15 protein-coding genes and 2 pseudogenes are annotated in these 16,252 nt (G+C 74.0%); 7 read left to right on the top strand and 10 right to left on the bottom strand.

The genetic code is table 11. The annotated features are described in order from the left end of the window. Nucleotides 1-6 precede the first annotated feature (6 nt). The 5 genes from E0504_RS33930 to E0504_RS33910 form a co-directional block, all read right to left on the bottom strand. On the bottom strand, nucleotides 7-1,932 hold the full coding sequence (locus E0504_RS33930) for an adenine deaminase C-terminal domain-containing protein (protein WP_131626595.1): 1,926 nt from the start codon (nucleotides 1,930-1,932) through the stop codon (nucleotides 7-9). A gap of 280 nt (nucleotides 1,933-2,212) precedes the next feature. After that, entirely contained in the window at nucleotides 2,213-3,067 is an 855-nt protein-coding gene (locus tag E0504_RS33925) for an ABC transporter permease (protein ID WP_131626594.1), read from the bottom strand. Beyond that, entirely contained in the window at nucleotides 3,064-3,828 is a 765-nt protein-coding gene (locus E0504_RS33920) for an ABC transporter permease (RefSeq protein ID WP_131626593.1), read from the bottom strand. Before E0504_RS33920 ends, E0504_RS33925 begins: the two co-directional genes overlap by 4 nt. After that, complete coding sequence (locus E0504_RS33915; RefSeq protein WP_131626592.1) at nucleotides 3,825-4,682, bottom strand: ABC transporter ATP-binding protein; 858 nt, start codon at nucleotides 4,680-4,682, stop codon at nucleotides 3,825-3,827. The genes E0504_RS33920 and E0504_RS33915 overlap by 4 nt, the downstream gene beginning before the upstream one ends. After that, entirely contained in the window at nucleotides 4,679-5,707 is a 1,029-nt protein-coding gene (locus E0504_RS33910; protein WP_131626630.1) for an ABC transporter substrate-binding protein, read from the bottom strand. The genes E0504_RS33915 and E0504_RS33910 overlap by 4 nt, the downstream gene beginning before the upstream one ends. 478 nt (nucleotides 5,708-6,185) lie before the next feature. On the opposite strand from E0504_RS33910, the gene E0504_RS33905 reads away from it, so the two are divergent. The 4 genes from E0504_RS33905 to E0504_RS33890 all read left to right on the top strand — a co-directional run bounded on the left by E0504_RS33905 (nucleotide 6,186) and on the right by E0504_RS33890 (nucleotide 9,114). Beyond that, nucleotides 6,186-6,488 carry an urease subunit gamma gene (locus tag E0504_RS33905; RefSeq protein ID WP_026239939.1) on the top strand — a complete coding sequence of 101 codons (303 nt, stop codon included), beginning with the start codon at nucleotides 6,186-6,188 and terminating at the stop codon, nucleotides 6,486-6,488. A gap of 14 nt (nucleotides 6,489-6,502) precedes the next feature. After that, the gene (locus tag E0504_RS33900) at nucleotides 6,503-6,844 is read left to right on the top strand and encodes an urease subunit beta (protein WP_071060462.1); all 342 of its coding nucleotides are present in this window, start codon (nucleotides 6,503-6,505) and stop codon (nucleotides 6,842-6,844) included. Beyond that, the gene (locus E0504_RS33895; RefSeq protein WP_131626591.1) at nucleotides 6,841-8,568 is read left to right on the top strand and encodes an urease subunit alpha; all 1,728 of its coding nucleotides are present in this window, start codon (nucleotides 6,841-6,843) and stop codon (nucleotides 8,566-8,568) included. Before E0504_RS33900 ends, E0504_RS33895 begins: the two co-directional genes overlap by 4 nt. Nucleotides 8,569-8,769: 201 nt before the next feature. Beyond that, the gene (locus tag E0504_RS33890; protein WP_071060395.1) at nucleotides 8,770-9,114 is read left to right on the top strand and encodes a cell division protein SepF; all 345 of its coding nucleotides are present in this window, start codon (nucleotides 8,770-8,772) and stop codon (nucleotides 9,112-9,114) included. Here E0504_RS33890 and E0504_RS33885 read toward each other — a convergent pair. Next, a complete protein-coding gene (locus tag E0504_RS33885; RefSeq protein WP_112109342.1) occupies nucleotides 9,095-10,012 on the bottom strand; it encodes a phytanoyl-CoA dioxygenase family protein in 918 nt (305 codons plus the stop codon). The genes E0504_RS33890 and E0504_RS33885 overlap by 20 nt on opposite strands. A 105-nt stretch (nucleotides 10,013-10,117) precedes the next feature. Next, nucleotides 10,118-10,378, bottom strand: a complete 261-nt coding sequence (locus E0504_RS33880; protein WP_071060393.1) for a hypothetical protein — start codon at nucleotides 10,376-10,378, stop codon at nucleotides 10,118-10,120. Nucleotides 10,379-10,623: 245 nt separating this feature from the next. Here E0504_RS33880 and E0504_RS33875 point away from each other — a divergent pair, with 245 nt between their 5' ends. Further along, complete coding sequence (locus E0504_RS33875) at nucleotides 10,624-11,319, top strand: urease accessory protein UreF (RefSeq protein WP_235015099.1); 696 nt, start codon at nucleotides 10,624-10,626, stop codon at nucleotides 11,317-11,319. Between the two features lie 13 nt (nucleotides 11,320-11,332). Here the strand turns inward: E0504_RS33875 and E0504_RS33870 are convergent, their stop codons facing one another. After that, nucleotides 11,333-11,953, bottom strand: coding sequence for a TetR/AcrR family transcriptional regulator (locus E0504_RS33870; RefSeq protein WP_112109362.1), 621 nt, complete (start codon nucleotides 11,951-11,953; stop codon nucleotides 11,333-11,335). An 86-nt stretch (nucleotides 11,954-12,039) separates the two neighbouring features. Beyond that, a pseudogene (locus E0504_RS33865) lies at nucleotides 12,040-13,158 on the bottom strand (redoxin domain-containing protein); the annotation flags it as partial. A 201-nt stretch (nucleotides 13,159-13,359) separates the two neighbouring features. Between E0504_RS33865 and ureG the strand changes: the two are divergent. Both ureG and E0504_RS52490 read left to right on the top strand, forming a co-directional pair. Next, entirely contained in the window at nucleotides 13,360-14,097 is a 738-nt protein-coding gene (gene ureG / locus E0504_RS33860; protein WP_020463153.1) for an urease accessory protein UreG, read from the top strand. Then, nucleotides 14,094-14,993, top strand: a complete 900-nt coding sequence (locus E0504_RS52490) for an urease accessory protein UreD (protein WP_160144388.1) — start codon at nucleotides 14,094-14,096, stop codon at nucleotides 14,991-14,993. Before ureG ends, E0504_RS52490 begins: the two co-directional genes overlap by 4 nt. A 57-nt stretch (nucleotides 14,994-15,050) precedes the next feature. Here the strand turns inward: E0504_RS52490 and E0504_RS33850 are convergent. After that, nucleotides 15,051-16,139 (bottom strand): annotated as a pseudogene (locus tag E0504_RS33850) (glycosyltransferase); the annotation flags it as partial. Nucleotides 16,140-16,252 lie beyond the last annotated feature (113 nt).

The raw sequence follows: 16,252 nt of genomic DNA, 5'->3' as shown, positions 1-16,252 counted from the left end.
ACCGCGTCAGGGCCGGACGTACAGCTCCCTGCCGAGCTGGGCGATCAGACGAAGCGGCGAGGCGAGCCGGCAGCCGAGGTCGCGGGCCGCGGTGTCGACGGCCGCGAGCTGGCCGAGCACCGCCTCCCAGGGGGCGTCGCTCATCAGGCCCGCCACCGGCAGCGGGCAGGCGGCCAGCACCCAGCCGCGCTCGACGACGACGAACCCGCCCCCCATCCCCTCCAGCGCCCGGGCCGCGGTCAGCATGTCCGCGTCGCCGGCACCGACGATCACCACGTCGCCGGGGGCGGCCCCGGCGGTCGTTCCCAGCGCCCCCCGGGTGAGCCCGAGGCCGCGAACCATCCCGACCCGCACGCGGTCGGCCCGGCCGGACCGGTCGAGCACCGCCGACTTGAGCAGGTCTCGGGACGGGTCGGCGACGACGACGCCGTCACGCAGGGTCGGTTCCACCCGGGTGACGGTCACCCGCGGCGGCTCCCCGCCCGCGCCGAGCGGCCCGAGCCCGACCGAGGACGCCGAGACCCTCGAAACCCCGATCGGGGCCGCCGGGCTGGTGGCGACGGCGGGGGCCCGCACGTCGACGATGGTGAGTCGGGTGTCGCGCCGGCCGCTCCAGTGCATGCAGGGTGAGGTGAACGAACCGGTGTAGAGGCCGGCGGGCAGGCGCACCGAGGATGACGCCCACATCGGGGCCACGTCGAAGTTGTCGAACAGCGCGCGGCCGCGCTCGGCCGCGATCCGCCCACCGGCCACCACGACGTCCGGGGGGAGCCGCGCGGTCAGGTCCTGCACGATCTGCAGGTCGGCGAGCCGGGCCGGAGCGATCGAGCCGAGCACGTGGTCGAGGCCGAAGGCGCGCGCGGGGGTGAGGGTGGCGTCCCGGACGACACGGACGGCGGCGCCGCCCGCTCGGATCTCCTCCCGTACCCGGTCGTCGAGGTGATCGGAGATCAGACCGCCGCCCACCGGCGGCATCTCGGCTCCGGCGGGCCCGCCGACGAGATGGGCGGCGCCCGGCAGGAACGCGGCGGGCCCGGCGCTCCCGATGAACGGGCCGGGCACCCCCGTCAGCGGGCTCACCTGCCGGGGGACGGCACGCGCGACGTCCACGGCCTCGACGGCGGCCTGGTGCGGCGCGGTGGCCTCGTACGGCGTGGTCGCTTCATATGGCCCGGTGGTGTCGTAGGGCGCGCTGCCCTCGTGCGGCGCGGCGGGACGGGACGGGCCGGCGAACCCGTCGCGGGTGCCGGCGGGGCCGCGGGGCAGGACACGCAGCGGTGTGCCGGTGCGCAGCACGAGCGAGCGGCCGCGCGGGCCGTGGATCTGCTCGATCTCGGCGAGGTCGGTCAGCACCGTCACCGTGCCGCGCGGGACGACGAGCCGGGCGAGCTCCCCCGGGCCGAGCAGCGTCCGCTCGACCGACGCGCGGGCGTCGACGTAGGCCGGGAGCACGAACCGGCCGGCCGCGTCCAGGCTGCGGCGGGCGCCCACGGCGCTCGGCCGGGTCACCGCGGCGATGTAGCGGCCGGCGATGAGAATGTCGCGCCGCATCATCTCGCCGGACTGGACGACGAAGACCACCCCGCCGCGGATCGCGAAGTCGGCCTCGGCGCGGCCGGTGGCGATGTCGCGCAGCCGCTCGAGCTCGTCCGGGGTGGGGGTGAGGGGCTCGCGCAGCGGAGTGGGCACCGTCACCGGGCGGGGGGCCCGGCTGCCGCGCGCGGCGCCGGCGCGGCCGGGGACGGGCGTCGCCCGGCGGCGGCCGGGCACCCGCGCCACCGCGGGCGCGGCGAGCGGCGGAAGCGACCGCAACGGCCCGGCAGGCACCACCCCCGGCGCGGCCGGCCCTGGTGTCACCGGCACGGGTGCGGCCGGGAGCGCGTGGGAGGGGACGGCGTCGACCGTACGGTCGACGTCCCGCTCAGCGGTCATGACGCCCTCCGGAACTCACCGGTCGACGCCGCCGACCGCCCGGCCACGGACCCGCGCAGCGAGCCCCGCGGCGGCCGGGCCGACCTCGACCCCGCCACGACGCGACCACACCCGCACGTTCCGACGCATTGCTGTACAACCGCATTCTCGTACGGGAGCGACACGTCGCGTGGTGGGGTGTCAGGAAGCAAGCAGTGCCAGGTGCGCCACATCACAGCCCGTGACCTGCGGTTGCGCACTCGGACGGCCGTTGGCTGCCCGCCGCGGGGTGCCACGCCGCTCACCCGCGCCGGGCCGGGCCGGGCCCGTACCGGGCGAGCACGACGGCCTCGGCGAGGCCCACCAGGGCGTGGACCGCGGCACTGGCGGCGGTGATCACGACCACCGAGGCCCACACCCCGCCGTAGTCGAACGTCTGTTGCGCGCGTTGCATGAAGTAGCCCAGGCCCTTGCCGGTGGCCAACCATTCCGCGAGCAGCGCGCCGATGATCGCGCCAGGTACCGAGATGCGCGCCGAGACGAACAGCGCGGGCAGGGAGCTCGGGAGCGCCACCTTGCGCAGCACCGTGAACGGCCCGCCGCCGTGGGCGACGACGAGGTCGGCGGCGGCCGCGGGCCCGGAGCGCAGCCCGAACACCAGGTTCACCAGGGACGGGAAGAACACGACGATCCCGGCGATCACCGAGACCGCCAGCAGGCCGCGGCCGAAGACGAGGGTGAGCAGCGGTGTCATCGCGACCAGGGGCACCGAGCGCAGCATCATCGCCACCGGCATCAGCGACTGCTCGACCGCGCGGTTCAGCACGAACGCGACGGCCACGCCGAGCGCGGCGAGGGTGCCGGCGACGTAGCCGACCGCGGCGTCGCCGAGGGTGTGCCACAGGCCGTCCAGGATGACGGAACGGTTCTGGGCGGCGTCCGGCTCGGTGAACAGGTACTTCCAGACCGCCCCGGGGTCCTTGGCGACGAGGGCGTTGAGGTCGAAGACCTCGATGAAGGCGTACCAGAGCCCGACGATCACCGCGGTGGACGCGACGACCGAGAGCAGGGTCCGCCCGGCCCGCGCGGCAATCGCCCCCGCCACCCGGCTGCCACGGCCGCCGGACGATGCGGTGTCCGGCGTCACGGTGCTCATCGGGCGCCTCCAGGGTTACCGCGGGGGGCCCAGGGCGTCAGCAGCCGGGCCAGCAGCGCGGTCAGGGCGTAGCCGAGACCGGCGATGGTGGAGGCGACCAGGGCCAGCGCCCAGGTGCGCGGCACCTCCAGTGCCTGCTGCGAGTTGACCATGGCGATCCCGAGGCCGCGGTCGGCGCCGAGGAACTCGCCGATGATCGCACCCAGGATCGCGGCCGGCGCGGCGATCTGCAGCGCCGCGAAGGTGCTCGGCAGGGCTGCGCGCAGCCGGACGTAGCGCATCTGGTGGACGACGCCGCCGCCGCTGGCCCGGATCACGTCGAGGCTGGCCGGGTCGGCCGCGCGCAGGCCGAGCAGGGTGCCGACCAGCGTCGTGAAGAACACCGAGATCCCGGCCAGCGCCTTCTGCGGCGTGCTGCCGTCGAAGACCGTGGTCAGGATCGGGCCGATCGCGATGATCGGCAGGCAGTAGGAGGCCACCCCGATCTGGAGCAGCACCCGCTCGACGACGGGGACGCCGAAGAACGGCACCGCGAGGCCGATCGCCAGGCCGTTGCCGACGAGCCAGCCCTGGGCCGCGATCGACACGGTCGACCGGGCGGACGTCCAGAGCAGGCGATGGTCGTCCCCCAGGGCACGGACGACCTCCCAGGGCGTGGGCACGACGCTTCCGCGGTCGAGCAGCGTGACGGCGAGCAGCCACCACACGGCGACCAGGCCGACGACGCCGATCGTCCCGCCGAGCCACGCGGGCCGGGTCATCCGGCCTCCCCTGCCGTCGGGCCGGTACCGGCGAACAGGAGCGTGGACAGCTCGTCGTGCAGCTCGTGGAACCGGGCGGTGCGCAGCATCTCCGGGGTGCGCGGGCGCGGCAGGTCGATGTCGACGCGCGCCGCGATGCGCCCGGGGCGGGCGGTCATCACCGCGACGGTGTCGGAGAGGATGACCGCCTCGGGGATCGAGTGGGTCACCAGGATGGTGGTCGTCGAGCGTTCACTCCAGATGCGCAGCAGCTCGAAGTTCAGGCGCTGGCGGGTCATGTCGTCGAGGGCGCCGAACGGCTCGTCGAGCAGCAGCACCTTGGGCTGCACGACGAGGGCGCGGGCGATCGCGACCCGCTGGCGCATGCCGCCGGAGAGCTGCGCGGGCCGGGCCCGCTCGAAGCCGGTCAGCCCGACGAGAGCGATCAGGTCGCTGATGACCTTGCGTTCGGCCTTCAGGCCGCTGACCTCCAGCGGCAGCCGGATGTTCGCCTCGACCGACCGCCAGGGCAGCAGGGCGGCGTCCTGGAAGGCGATGCCGAGGTGGTGCGCCCGGCGGGCCACCGACGGCGCCTCGCCGTGCACCAGCGCCGTCCCGGCCGTCGGGGCGTCCAGGTCCGCCAGGATCCGCAGCACGGTGGACTTGCCGCAGCCCGAGGGGCCGATCAGGGTCAGGAACGAGCCCTCCGCCGTCGCGAGGTTGACGTCGTCGAGGGCCACGACGCGACCGCGGCCCATGCGGAACTCCCTGCCGAGCCCGGTCACGCTCACACCGGACCCGTCGGGCGCGGCCGGCGGGGTCGGCGGGGTCGGGGCAGAGGCGGGTTCCGGTGTGGGCGTGGCCGATGTCGTCATACGAGATCAGGCTTCTCCTCGTAGAGCTCCTTGATGATGGACAGGTCGAACAGCTCCTCGGCGGTGATGCTCACGCCCGCGATCCCGAGGGTGTCGATGTTCTCCTCGACAAGCTTGTCGGTGACCGTGAACAGGCCGTTCGCCTTCGTGTCGGCGGTGAGGATGAGAGCGTTCTGGTCCTTGCTCTCCAGGATCTGCTCCTCCTCGTCCAGGCCGAGGTCCTTTCCGTAGACGGTCGCCGCCAGGTGCGCGCCGAGCGCGGGATCGGCCAGCGAGTCCTTCCATCCGCGGATCTCGGCGGTGAGTGCGGCCTTGATCTTGTCCCGTTCCTTGTCGATGGACTCGGTACGGACCATGTAGGTCTCGGAGACCAACGGGTAGTTGTGGTCTGCGAGCAGGAAGGTCGTCACCTCGAAACCCTTGACGCGCAGCAGGTTCGGTTCGTTCGTGACGAAGGAGAACCAGCCGTCCACGGTGCCCGTGGTGAGCGGGAGCGGGTCGAACTCGACCGGCACCTTTTCGATCGACTTCGGGTCGACCTTGTTCGCCTTGAGGAACGCCGTCCACACACTCTCATTGGTCGCCTGCACGCCGATCCTCTTGCCGATCATCTCCTGGGGGCCGGCGATGGGCTTGTCCGCCATGGAGACGATCGCGAACGGGTTCTTCTGGTATTGTGCGCCAACGATCTTGATCGGTGCGCCGTTGAGGATGGCGTTGCCGGTGATGTCGGGGGCGGAGATGCCGATGAACGCCTTGCCGGTCGCGACGTCGGTGTCCTGTGGCGTCGCGGACGGGCCGCCGGCGATCATGTTGACGCCGGAGAAGCCGGCCGCCTTGTAGTAGCCCTTCTGATCCGCGATGTAGGCACCGGCGAACTCGGTGTTCTTGATCCAGGAAAAGCGGATGTCGAGGACACCGAAACCGCTGCCGGACGAGCCGCCGTCACTGCTGTCATCACCGCACGCGGCGAGCAGGCCGCCGCCGCCGAGCGCGAGCAGCGCCGCCCCGGCCGTCGCCCCCATTCCCCCGCGCAGGAACCCGCGTCTGCCGAAACCCGTGCTGCTGCCTGTTGCCACCGAACCCCCATCGAACGCGCCCGCGACACCCCGTTCAGCCGTTCCCATCCGACCTGCCAGGCGGTTCCACGGACGCTAGAAAGCAGGAGTATCGGACCTATCGCGGTCACGTGAACAACCAGTTACCAGGCATCGGGACCCACGGTTCCCGGGACATCGGGCCATTTCACGATCCGGGCCACCGAATCCGAAAACGGGGAGATCACCGACGTCATCTCGGCGGCACCGGCGAGAAACACCGGCGAAAAGGGAAACCGGCGGGCGGGCGCACCGGCCGGTCGAAATGACGATGTCCGCAAACCGGCGGCCGGGCCCCGCGCGAAGACGGCACGAAGTGGGCGCGAAGGGACGTCGACAGGGCTGGCACGCGGCCGGGGCGCGGGTGGTTCGGGCCGGCGGGCGGGTGCGTGTAGGCTTCGCGCTCGTGCTGCTGAGCCCGCATGAACAGGAACGCCTGCTCATCCATGTGGCGGCCGGACTGGCCCGGGAACGCCGCGCACGCGGGCTGCGCCTCAACTATCCGGAGGCGACCGCGCTGCTCACCTCGTTCCTGCTCGAGGGCGCGCGGGACGGGCGTACCGTCGCCGATCTCATGGCGGCCGGGCGGGGCGTGCTGACCCGCGACGACGTCATGGAGGGCGTGCCGGAGATGCTGGCCGAGGTCCAGGTCGAGGCCACCTTCCCGGACGGCACGAAGCTCGTCACCGTCCACCAGCCGATCCCTTGATCCCCGGCGACCCCTTGATCCCCGGCGAGATCGTCACCGCGCCCGGCACGGTGCGGCTGAACCCGGGCCGGCCGACCCGGGTGCTGGTCGTGCGCAACACGGGCGACCGGCCCGTCCAGGTCGGGTCGCACTACCACTTCGCCGCCGCGAATCCGGCTCTCGACTTCGACCGCGAGGCCGCCTGGGGCTACCGGCTGGCCGTCGCGGCGGGCACCGCCGTCCGGTTCGAGCCCGGGGTCGAGCGCGAGGTCGAGCTGGTCGCCCTGGCCGGCGCCCGGGTCGTCCCGGGGCTGCGCCCGGAGTGGGCCGGCCCGCTCGACGGTGGCCGCGGTGACCGTAAGGGGAGCGGGGAGTGAGTGAGCTGGAGCGGTCCCGGTACGCCACCCTGTACGGGCCGACGGTGGGCGACCGGATCCGCCTCGCGGACACCGACCTGTTCATCGAGGTCACCGACGACCTCAGCCGCGGCCCGGGCGGCACGGCCACCGGCGACGAGGCGGTGTTCGGCGGCGGCAAGGTCATCCGCGAGTCGATGGGCCAGGCCCGCGCCACCCGCGCGCAGGGCGCACCCGACCTGGTGATCACCGGTGCGGTCGTGCTCGACCACTGGGGAGTCGTCAAGGCCGACGTCGGCATCCGGGACGGACGGATCAGCGCGCTGGGCAAGGCCGGCAACCCCGACACCATGGACGGCGTCCACCCGGATCTGGTGATCGGCCCCGGCACCGAGATCATCGCGGGCAACGGGAAGATCCTCACCGCGGGCGCGGTCGACACCCACGTCCACTTCATCTGCCCGCAACAGGTCCCCGAGGCCCTCGGCACGGGCGTCACCACGCTCATCGGCGGCGGCACCGGGCCGGCGGAGGGCACCAAGGCGACGACCGTCACCGCGTCGCCGTGGAACCTGCACCGGATGATGTCCGCGATGGACGGCTGGCCGGTCAACGTCGCCCTGCTCGGCAAGGGCAACACGGTCAGCGAGGACGCGATGTGGGAACAGCTGCGCGCCGGCGCGGCCGGCTTCAAGCTGCACGAGGACTGGGGCACCACCCCGGCGGCCATCGACGCCTGCCTGCGTGTCGCCGATGCCTCGGGGGTGCAGGTGGCGCTGCATTCCGACACCCTCAACGAGGCCGGATTCGTCGAGGACACCCTCGCCGCGATCGCCGGCCGGGCGATCCACGCCTACCACACCGAGGGTGCCGGCGGCGGGCACGCGCCGGACATCATCACCGTCGCGTCGTTCCCGAACATCCTGCCGTCGTCGACGAACCCCACCCGGCCGCACACGGTCAACACCCTCGACGAGCACCTCGACATGCTGATGGTCTGCCACCATCTGAACCCGTCGGTGCCCGAGGACCTGGCGTTCGCGGAGAGCCGCATCCGGCCGTCCACGATCGCGGCCGAGGACATCCTGCACGACCTGGGCGCGATCTCGATGATCGGCTCGGACTCGCAGGCGATGGGCCGCATCGGCGAGGTCGTCACGCGGACCTGGCAGACCGCGCACGTCATGAAACGCCGCCGCGGCGCGCTGCCCGGCGACACGGTCGCCGACAACAACCGGGCCCGGCGCTACGTCGCCAAGTACACGATCTGCCCGGCGGTGGCGCACGGCCTGGACACCGAGATCGGGTCGGTGGAGGCCGGGAAGCTGGCCGACCTGGTGCTCTACGAGCCGGCCTTCTTCGGGGTGCGGCCGTCGCTGGTCCTCAAGGGCGGTTTCATCGCGTGGGCGGCGATGGGCGACGCGAACGCCTCGATCCCGACCCCGCAGCCGGTGCTGCCGCGGCCCATGTTCGGCGCCGCCCCCGGCCCGGCCGCGGCGAGTTCGCTGATGTTCGTCGCGCCCGCGGCGCTGCAGGACGGCCTCAACGAGCGGCTGGGCCTGGCGAAGCCGATGGTCGCCACGGCGGACGTCCGCCGGCGGGGCAAGGCGGACCTGCCGGAGAACACCGCGACGCCGGACATCCGCGTCGACCCGGACACCTTCACCGTGCGCATCGACGGCGAGGCGGTGGAGGCGGCTCCGGCCGCCGAGCTGCCCATGGCCCAGCGGTACTTCCTCTTCTGATCCTGCCTCTCATCCAGGGCCGGCGGCGCCCGCCGGGGATGGCGCGCGGCCGGGTTTTCGGACCTCCGGGGGCTTGACCCACGGCCGCCGCCGTGCCCGCAGCCTGTAGTGGTCCCGTCTCGGCGTGTCGCCGCCGGAACGCGGGGCCGGTCGGGAATCATGTGCTGTGCCGCCCTGGCCCGGCTCACGAAAGGCACCCCGATGGACGCGACCACGCCCCGAAAAGCCCGGGCCCGGGCCACCGTGCCCATCGTCGCGCCGACCAACTACAACGACTTCTCCCAGCCGGTGGACCGCCTGCGCGACGGCATTCCCATGCTGGTGGATCTCGAGCACGGCGGCGAGACCCTGGAACGCCGGTTCCTCGACTTCGCCGCCGGCGCCGTCTACGCCCTGGCCGGGCACATCGAACGGATCGCCCCGCACGCCTACCTCGTCGTACCGGCGGGCGTGGAGCTGCCCGCCGAGGACGTCCACCACCTGCGGGAGACGTACCTCGGGCGCGGCCACAGCACCGCGCCCGGCATCAGCGTGCGGCGTTCTTGACGAACTGCGGGCGGTAGGACGACTCGTCCCCGGCGAAGTACGAGCCGCGCACGTGCCGGCGCACGGCCGAGTCGTCGGTCGCCCGTGCCGCCGCGTGCCAGGTGTAGGCGTCGTGGAGCAGGACGTCGCCCCGGTCGGCGTACACCGCGATCTCGCCGGGGACCTTCTCGAACCCGAGCGGCATCTCGAACGGCGGCGGCGTGTCGGTGTACCCGCCGGCCGGGCGGGCGTCGGCCGGGACAGCCACACCGTTGATGTTGCGGTACGGGGCGGGTGTGGCCCACTGGTGGCTGCCGGGCACCATCCGCAGGAAGCCGTTCGCCGGGCTCGTCGCGTCGATGTGGATGGTGAACGCCAGCCCGGGCCAGACGTCCAGGCTGGGCATCGCCTGCCAGTCGGAGTGCCACCCGATGCGGCTGTAGCCGGACTCGCGGCCCGGGCGGGCGTCCTGGTAGATGATGCCGGCCTTGTCCGAGTCGTTCAGCCAGATTCCGGGGCCCGCCCCGGGACCGATCAGGTTACGGACGACGTCCACCAGCACCGGATGGGCCGCCGCCGCGCGCACGGACGGCGCGAGCTCCTCGACGTGCTCGACGTAGTTGACGAAGCGCGCGGCCTTGCCGGCGTCGTCGAGGTACTGGGTGGAGCCGTGGCGGGCGGGAAGAGCACCGGAGAGCACACCGGCCTGGGCGGCGGCGCACTCGGTCTCGATCTGGGTGGTGAGCGGCTCGCCCAGGACGCCGCGGAGGATCACGAACCCGTACCGCCGGTAGAACGCCACGATCTTGTCCAGATCGAGCTGGCCCGGATCGAGCCCGGCGGCCGCCACCGGCGGGGCGGCGTCCGTGGGCCGAAAGGCCCCCAGCTCGGCGAACGGTGTGAGCACGGACGATCCCATCGATTGCCTCCAGCGGCACGTCGGACGGTGCCGGACAGATGTCGGGCGGATGACTGGCGGTGTGGCCAGGTGCCTGACGATGTGAGCGGATGCCTGACGGCGTGGTCAGCGACGACCGGACCGGTGCGAGCTGGAGCCGCCGGCGGTGCCGCTCGAGCTCGACGTCCGCCGCTCGCACTCCCACTCGTGGTCGTCATCATCCCATTCGGCCACGTAGCCGGCCCGGCAGCTCGGCTTCGGCGGGCGGTCCGAGCAGGCGGCCAGTCCTGAGGACAGTCCCAGGACCGTGACCAGGGTGAGCGCGACTCGGGCGCGGATGCCCCCGAGCCGCGCGGGTCGCCCCGAGCTCAGAACAGACACGGTCATCCCCCATCTCCGACGCGGCCGGACCGCTGCCGGCCGCACTTCAGGCCTGCCGCCGGCTCCGCGGCGACGGCCGCAAACGCTGCCATATCCGGGAGCTCACGATGGTGGATCTGTCGCCGACGTGACCTGCTGCCGGACCCGGTCCGGCGGTCGATTGCGACGGCGCGCGCGATCCGGACCGGCGGCCCGGGCCGGGAGCACAGGGCGTGGTGGGCAAAGATAGGTGGATGGACGCGGACCCACCAATGACAGGTCACGTGGAGGCACGGGCAGCGCTGCTGCTCCTGGCCGACGGGCGTCTACCCGCCGGCGGGCATGCCCACTCCGGAGGCGTCGAGGCCGCCGTGCTCGACGGGAGCATCACCGGGCTCAGGGACCTCGCCGAGTTCCTTCGCGGCCGCCTCGCGACGTCCGGGCTGCTCGCCGCGTCCTTCGCGGCGGCGGTGTGCTGGTCGGTCCGTGCGGCCGGCCCCGCTACCGAGTTGGCGGCGGACGTCCTCGCCGTCTTCGAGGCCGAGGTCGACGCCCGCACGCCCTCGCCCGCCCAGCGGGCCGCCAGCCGCGCGCAGGGCCGCACCCTGATGCGGGTGGCCCGCGCGGCCTGGGCGGTCCCGGCGCATCCGGCGGCGCCACACCACTGTGTGGCGCTCGGCATCGTCGCCGCCGCGGCCGGGCTCGAGCCGCGGGACGCGGCGCTGGCGGCCGCCCACGCGTCCGTCAACGGCCCGGCGACGGCGGCCGTCCGCCTGCTCGGGCTCGACCCGCTGGCCGTCACCGGTGTCCTCGCCGAGATCGCCGCCGAGGTCGACCGCATCGCGGCGGCCGCCGACACGGCGTCGGCGCTGCGCGCCCCGGAGCGCCTGCCCGCCGGGAGCGCGCCCCAGCTGGACCTGCTGGCCGAACGGCACCGCACCGCCGAGGTCCGGATGTTCACCTCCTGATGGAGCCACCGGGTCAGCGGGCGGCGGGCCGCGCGCTGGCGGCGAAGGCCGCCGCGGTCAGCTCCCGGAAGCAGCGCAGGGCGCCCTCGCCCTCCAGATGACCGGAGATCTCCAGGCTGACCGCGCCGTGGGCGGCGGCGTGCAGGAGACGGGCGACCGGCTCCGGATCGTCGCCGCCGAGCAGCCCGGCGGCCATCGCGTCCCGCACCGCGTCGACGAGGACGGCCAGGCTCGCGCGCGCCACCTTCAGCGACTCCGGGCCGGGCTCGTAACCGGGCACGGCCCGCTCGAACATGACGGCGTAGAACGACCGGTCGGTGAGCGCGCTGCGCCGGTAGGCGTGGGCCAGCTCGTGCAGGCGGACGAGCGGGTCGGCTGCCACGACGGCCTCGAGCCGGGCCCGCAGCCGCTCGAACCCCTCCCGGTAGAGCGCGTCGGCCACGCCGTCCTTGCCGCCGAAGACCGTGTAGAGCACGGTGGTCGACGCGCCGATCGCCGTGGCGACACGCCGCATCGTCAGCGCCTGCGGGCCGGCGCTGACCAGCAGCTCGGCGGCCGCCTCGATCGCCTCACGCCGCAGCGCCTCCCCCGCCACGGCACGGGAACGGCGGACGGCGCCGTCCGCGACGCTCACCGGTCCACCCGCGGGCGCCGGCCGCCACCGCAACCCGACCCGGCCGCTTCGACGGGCGGGGGCGGTGCGGCGCCGGTCTCCTCCGCCTGCCAGTCCGGGAGCGGGCGGTAGATCGGGACGCCGTTCGCCTCCAGCTCGGCCCGCAGGTCGAAGTACTCCTGGCCGAACGGGTCGGCGCCGCGCAGCCGCATCGTCCCGCGCCGGATCGCCACCTGGTGGGGCGCCAGCCGACCCGCCTTCTCGAGGTAGACCGCCGCTGCCTCGATCTGGCCGGCGCGGTACAGATGGATCCCGATGGCGGCGGCCAGCCGGGCGCGCTGGTCGTCATCGGACGGCGGGCGCAGGTGCCGACGGACGTCCTCGGCGCCGAGCCCCGGTCGCCCGGTCGTCACCCATCTGCGCAGCGCCGCGAGCGCGCGGGCGGAGTCGATGCCGTTCATGGACCGGAAGGTGTCCGTCGCGGTCTGCGTGTCGGGCGGCCGGACGAGGCGGCCGGCCTCGTCGATCCAGAACACGGTCGGGACGTTGGTCAGGTTGTAGCGCCCGGCCAGCACCCCGTCGGTGTCGATCAACGCGGGATGGTTTCCGCCGGCGGCGTCGATCCACTCCCTGGCGGCCGCCGGGTCCGCGTCCAGCGCGACCGTGACCAGGGTGAACCCCTGATCGGCGAGCTCGTCGTGCTGGGCCGCCCAGGCCGGCAGGTCGTAGCGGCAGCCGCACCAGGACGCCCAGGCGACGACGGCGACCTTGCGCCCCCGCAGGTCCGACAGCGCGGTCAGTCTGCCCTCCAGGTCGGGCAGCGCCACGTCAGGCGCGACACCGGCGTCAGGCGCGACACCGGCGTCGGGGGCTCCGCCGTCGAGCAGGCCGCGCAGCTCGTGGCTGGCCGCCGCCGGGCCGAGCGCGGCCACCCCCCGCGCCGCGTCGACCATGGCGAGCCGCCCGGTCAGCCCGGCGAACTCGGCGACGTCGATCCAGTCCTCCGCGCCGAGCCCCCGCTCCCCCGCGCCGAGCCGCCGCGCGGCGACGGACGCGGGGATGCAGACGTCGCCGCGGCACCACCCCTGTGGCCGCAGGCGCCACCCGAGCAGCCCGCCGCCCTCGGCCGGGCGGACGAGCACCCGCCCCGACCGGCCCGGGCCACCGGGCTCGACCCGCGCGTGCAGCAGGCTCGTTCGCCCGGCCTCCAGAACCGTCACATCCACTGTCTCGATCTCGTCCACCCATCGACCGTAACGCCGTTCCCAATAAAAAACAACGTTATCGATCTTCCGTTTCCATACTGTCGCAGCACGGGGCTACGCTGCGCAGGCCGGGCTGTGGTGCCAGCCCGGGGCGCGCGTGACTGCGCCGATCAGCACAGACCAGCGCCGACCAGCAAGACCCAGCGAGACGAGGAGCGACCGGTGCACCTGGAACACGATCGGCCTCTCGGCGGCGGGGGCGCGCCGGCCGCGTCCGGGGGCGCGGGCCCGCGCTGGCAGAGCCCGCCGGGCACGCCCGCCGGGCCGGCGCCCACCGACCGGGCCCTGCGGGTGGGGGTCGGCGGCCCGGTGGGAAGCGGGAAGACGGCCCTGGTGGCCGCGCTGTGCCGGGCGCTGGCCGGGCGGATCAGGCTCGGCGTGGTGACGAACGACATCTACACCACCGAGGACGCAGACTTCCTGCGCTCGGCCGGGGTCCTCGACCCGGGGCGCATCCGCGCGGTGGAGACGGGATGCTGCCCGCACACGGCGATCCGCGACGACATCACCGCCAACCTCGACGCGGTCGAGGATCTCGAGTCCGACCTCGGCCGGCTCGACCTCATCCTGGTCGAGAGCGGTGGCGACAACCTGACCGCGACGTTCAGCTACGGCCTCGTCGACCGGCAGATCTTCGTCATCGACGTCGCCGGCGGCGACAAGGTGCCCCGCAAGGGCGGGCCGGGCGTGGCCGGCAGCGACCTGCTGGTCGTCAACAAGACCGATCTCGCTCCGCTCGTCGGCGCCGACCTGGCCGTGATGGCCCGGGACGCGGCCGCGATGCGCGGCGGGCGCGCCGACCGCCCGGTGCTGTTCACCAGCCTCCGCTCCGACGCGGGAGCCTCGGACGTCGCCGACTGGGTCCTCGCCCAGCTGCCGTCGCCCGCCCGCCCGCAGTGAACTCGTCCGCAGCGAGCCCGCCCGCGGTCAGCCCGCACGTGGCGCCGTCCCGCACGACCGTTCGGGCGCGCGCCGCGCTCCAGGTCGAGCTGGACGGCGGCGGGACGGCCAGGATCACCGAGCTGCGCGCGGCGGTGCCCGTGCTGCCGCGGCGCACCGGCGGGTCGGGGCGCGTCGTGGTGGTCCACCTTGTGGGTGGTGCGGGTGGCCCGCTCGCCGGCGACGACCTGGGCCTGGACATCGTCGTCGGCGCCGGGGCGCACCTGGTGGTGCGGTCGGTGGCCGCGACCGTGGCCCTGCCCGGCCACGGCGCCGGGCCGTCGACGTTCGCGCTGCGGGCCCAGGTCGGGCCGGCCGCGACGCTGTCGTTCCTCCCGGAGCCGACGGTCGTCGCCCGGGGAGCCCGCCACCGGATGACCACCGAGATCATCCTGGCGGCGGACGCGCGGCTGCGGTACCGCGAGGAGATCATCCTTGGCCGCTTCGGCGAGCCGGGCGGCGACCTCGAGACCTCCCTCCGGGTGGACGTCGACCAGGCACCGGGCCCGGCGCCCACCACCGACGCCGGTACCGCCCCCGATCCCGCCCCCGGGCCGCGGAGACGGCCGCTGCTGCACCAGGAGCTGCGGCTGGGCCCGCACGTCCCGGGGGTGGCCGGGCCGGCGGTACTCGCCGGCGCCCGTGCCGTCGGGTCAGTCCTGGTCGCCGGGCCGGCGACCGGTCTCGAGCCGGTCACCGCCGCGGTAGGGGACAGTGTCGCCCTGATGCCCCTGGCCGGACCGGGGGTCCTCGTCTGCGCGCTGGCGGACGACGCCCTCGCCCTGCGCCGCCGTCTCGACTCCCTGGCCGGCGTCCTGACCGGCTCCCTGACCGACCCGCTTCCCGGCGGGAGCTGAGTAGGTGCGCCCCTTCCAGGCGGCGCCCCGGCCGGCGCGGTGCCGCCGGGCCGAGTCCATGGTCATGGCCAGGTAGAGGGCCGCGGTGAACGGCAGCGCGAGCGAGGAGAGCACGGGCTGGTCGTAGTACCGCAGCATCGGTCCGAACGTCGTGATCATGACCGACCAGGCGAGCAGCCCGGCGGCGGCCACCGCCACGTTTCCGGCGGCGATGCCGGCGATGGTCGCGACGACCGGGGCGACGAAGACCAGGCCGAGCCCGAGAACCGTGCCCACGAGTAGCAGCGGCGACCAGAACAACTGCGCGTAGGCGGTGCGCGCCACCATGTGCCACAGGTCCGCCAGCCGCGGGTACGGCCGGTGGCTGGAGACGTGGTCGGCGAGCCCGAGCCAGGTCCGCCCGCCGGACTTCTTGATCACGCGGGCCAGCGCGACGTCGTCGATCACCGCGTCCCGGATGGCGTCCAGCCCACCGGCGTCGGCGAGCGCCCGGCGGCGGACGAGCGAGCATCCCCCGGCGGCGGCGGCGACCCGCGAGTCCGGGTCGTTGGACCACCGGAACGGGTAGAGCATCGCGAAGAAGTAGACGAAGGATGGCACGATGAGGCGTTCCCATCCGGTGTTGACCCGCAGCCGCGCCATCTGCGAAACGAGATCAAGCCGGCGGGCCGTCGCCGCCCGGACGAGCTCGCGCACCGAGCTCGGATCGTGCGCGATGTCGGCGTCGGTCAGCAGCAGGAACTCGGGCGCGCCGGCCGCGGCGATGCCGTGCCGCAGCGCCCAGAGCTTGCCCGTCCAGCCGGCCGGCGGCTCGCTCGACCCGATGACGGTGAGCGCCACCGCCGCCTCGGGACGGGCCGCCGCCGCCCGCGCCGCCAGCTCCCGGGCCAGCTCGCCCGTCCCGTCGGTACTGGCGTCATCCACCAGAATGATGCTCAGGCACCCGGGATAGTCCTGCGCGAGCAGTGAGGGAAGCGTGTCGGGAAGGACGTCCGCCTCGTCACGCGCGGGGACCACGGCGACTACCGCCGGCCACTGTTCCGGTGGCGGTCCGTCGCCGGCGGGCAGCCTTTGATCGGTCCGCCAGAAGAATCCTCGGAACAGCGCCAGGAAAATCCAGGACGCGAGCGAGATCAGCGCAATCACCAGCAGTGGAAGCACGCCAGGGAGGATGCCACACAGCCGGCGCCGCCGGTATCCGAAGAAAGAATCGAGGGGTACCCGCCCGAATAATGTGGCAGGATGCGGCGAGCCGGGTC

Source organism: Parafrankia sp. BMG5.11, assembly GCF_004337455.1.
This window is presented reverse-complemented; position numbering and strand designations above follow the sequence as displayed.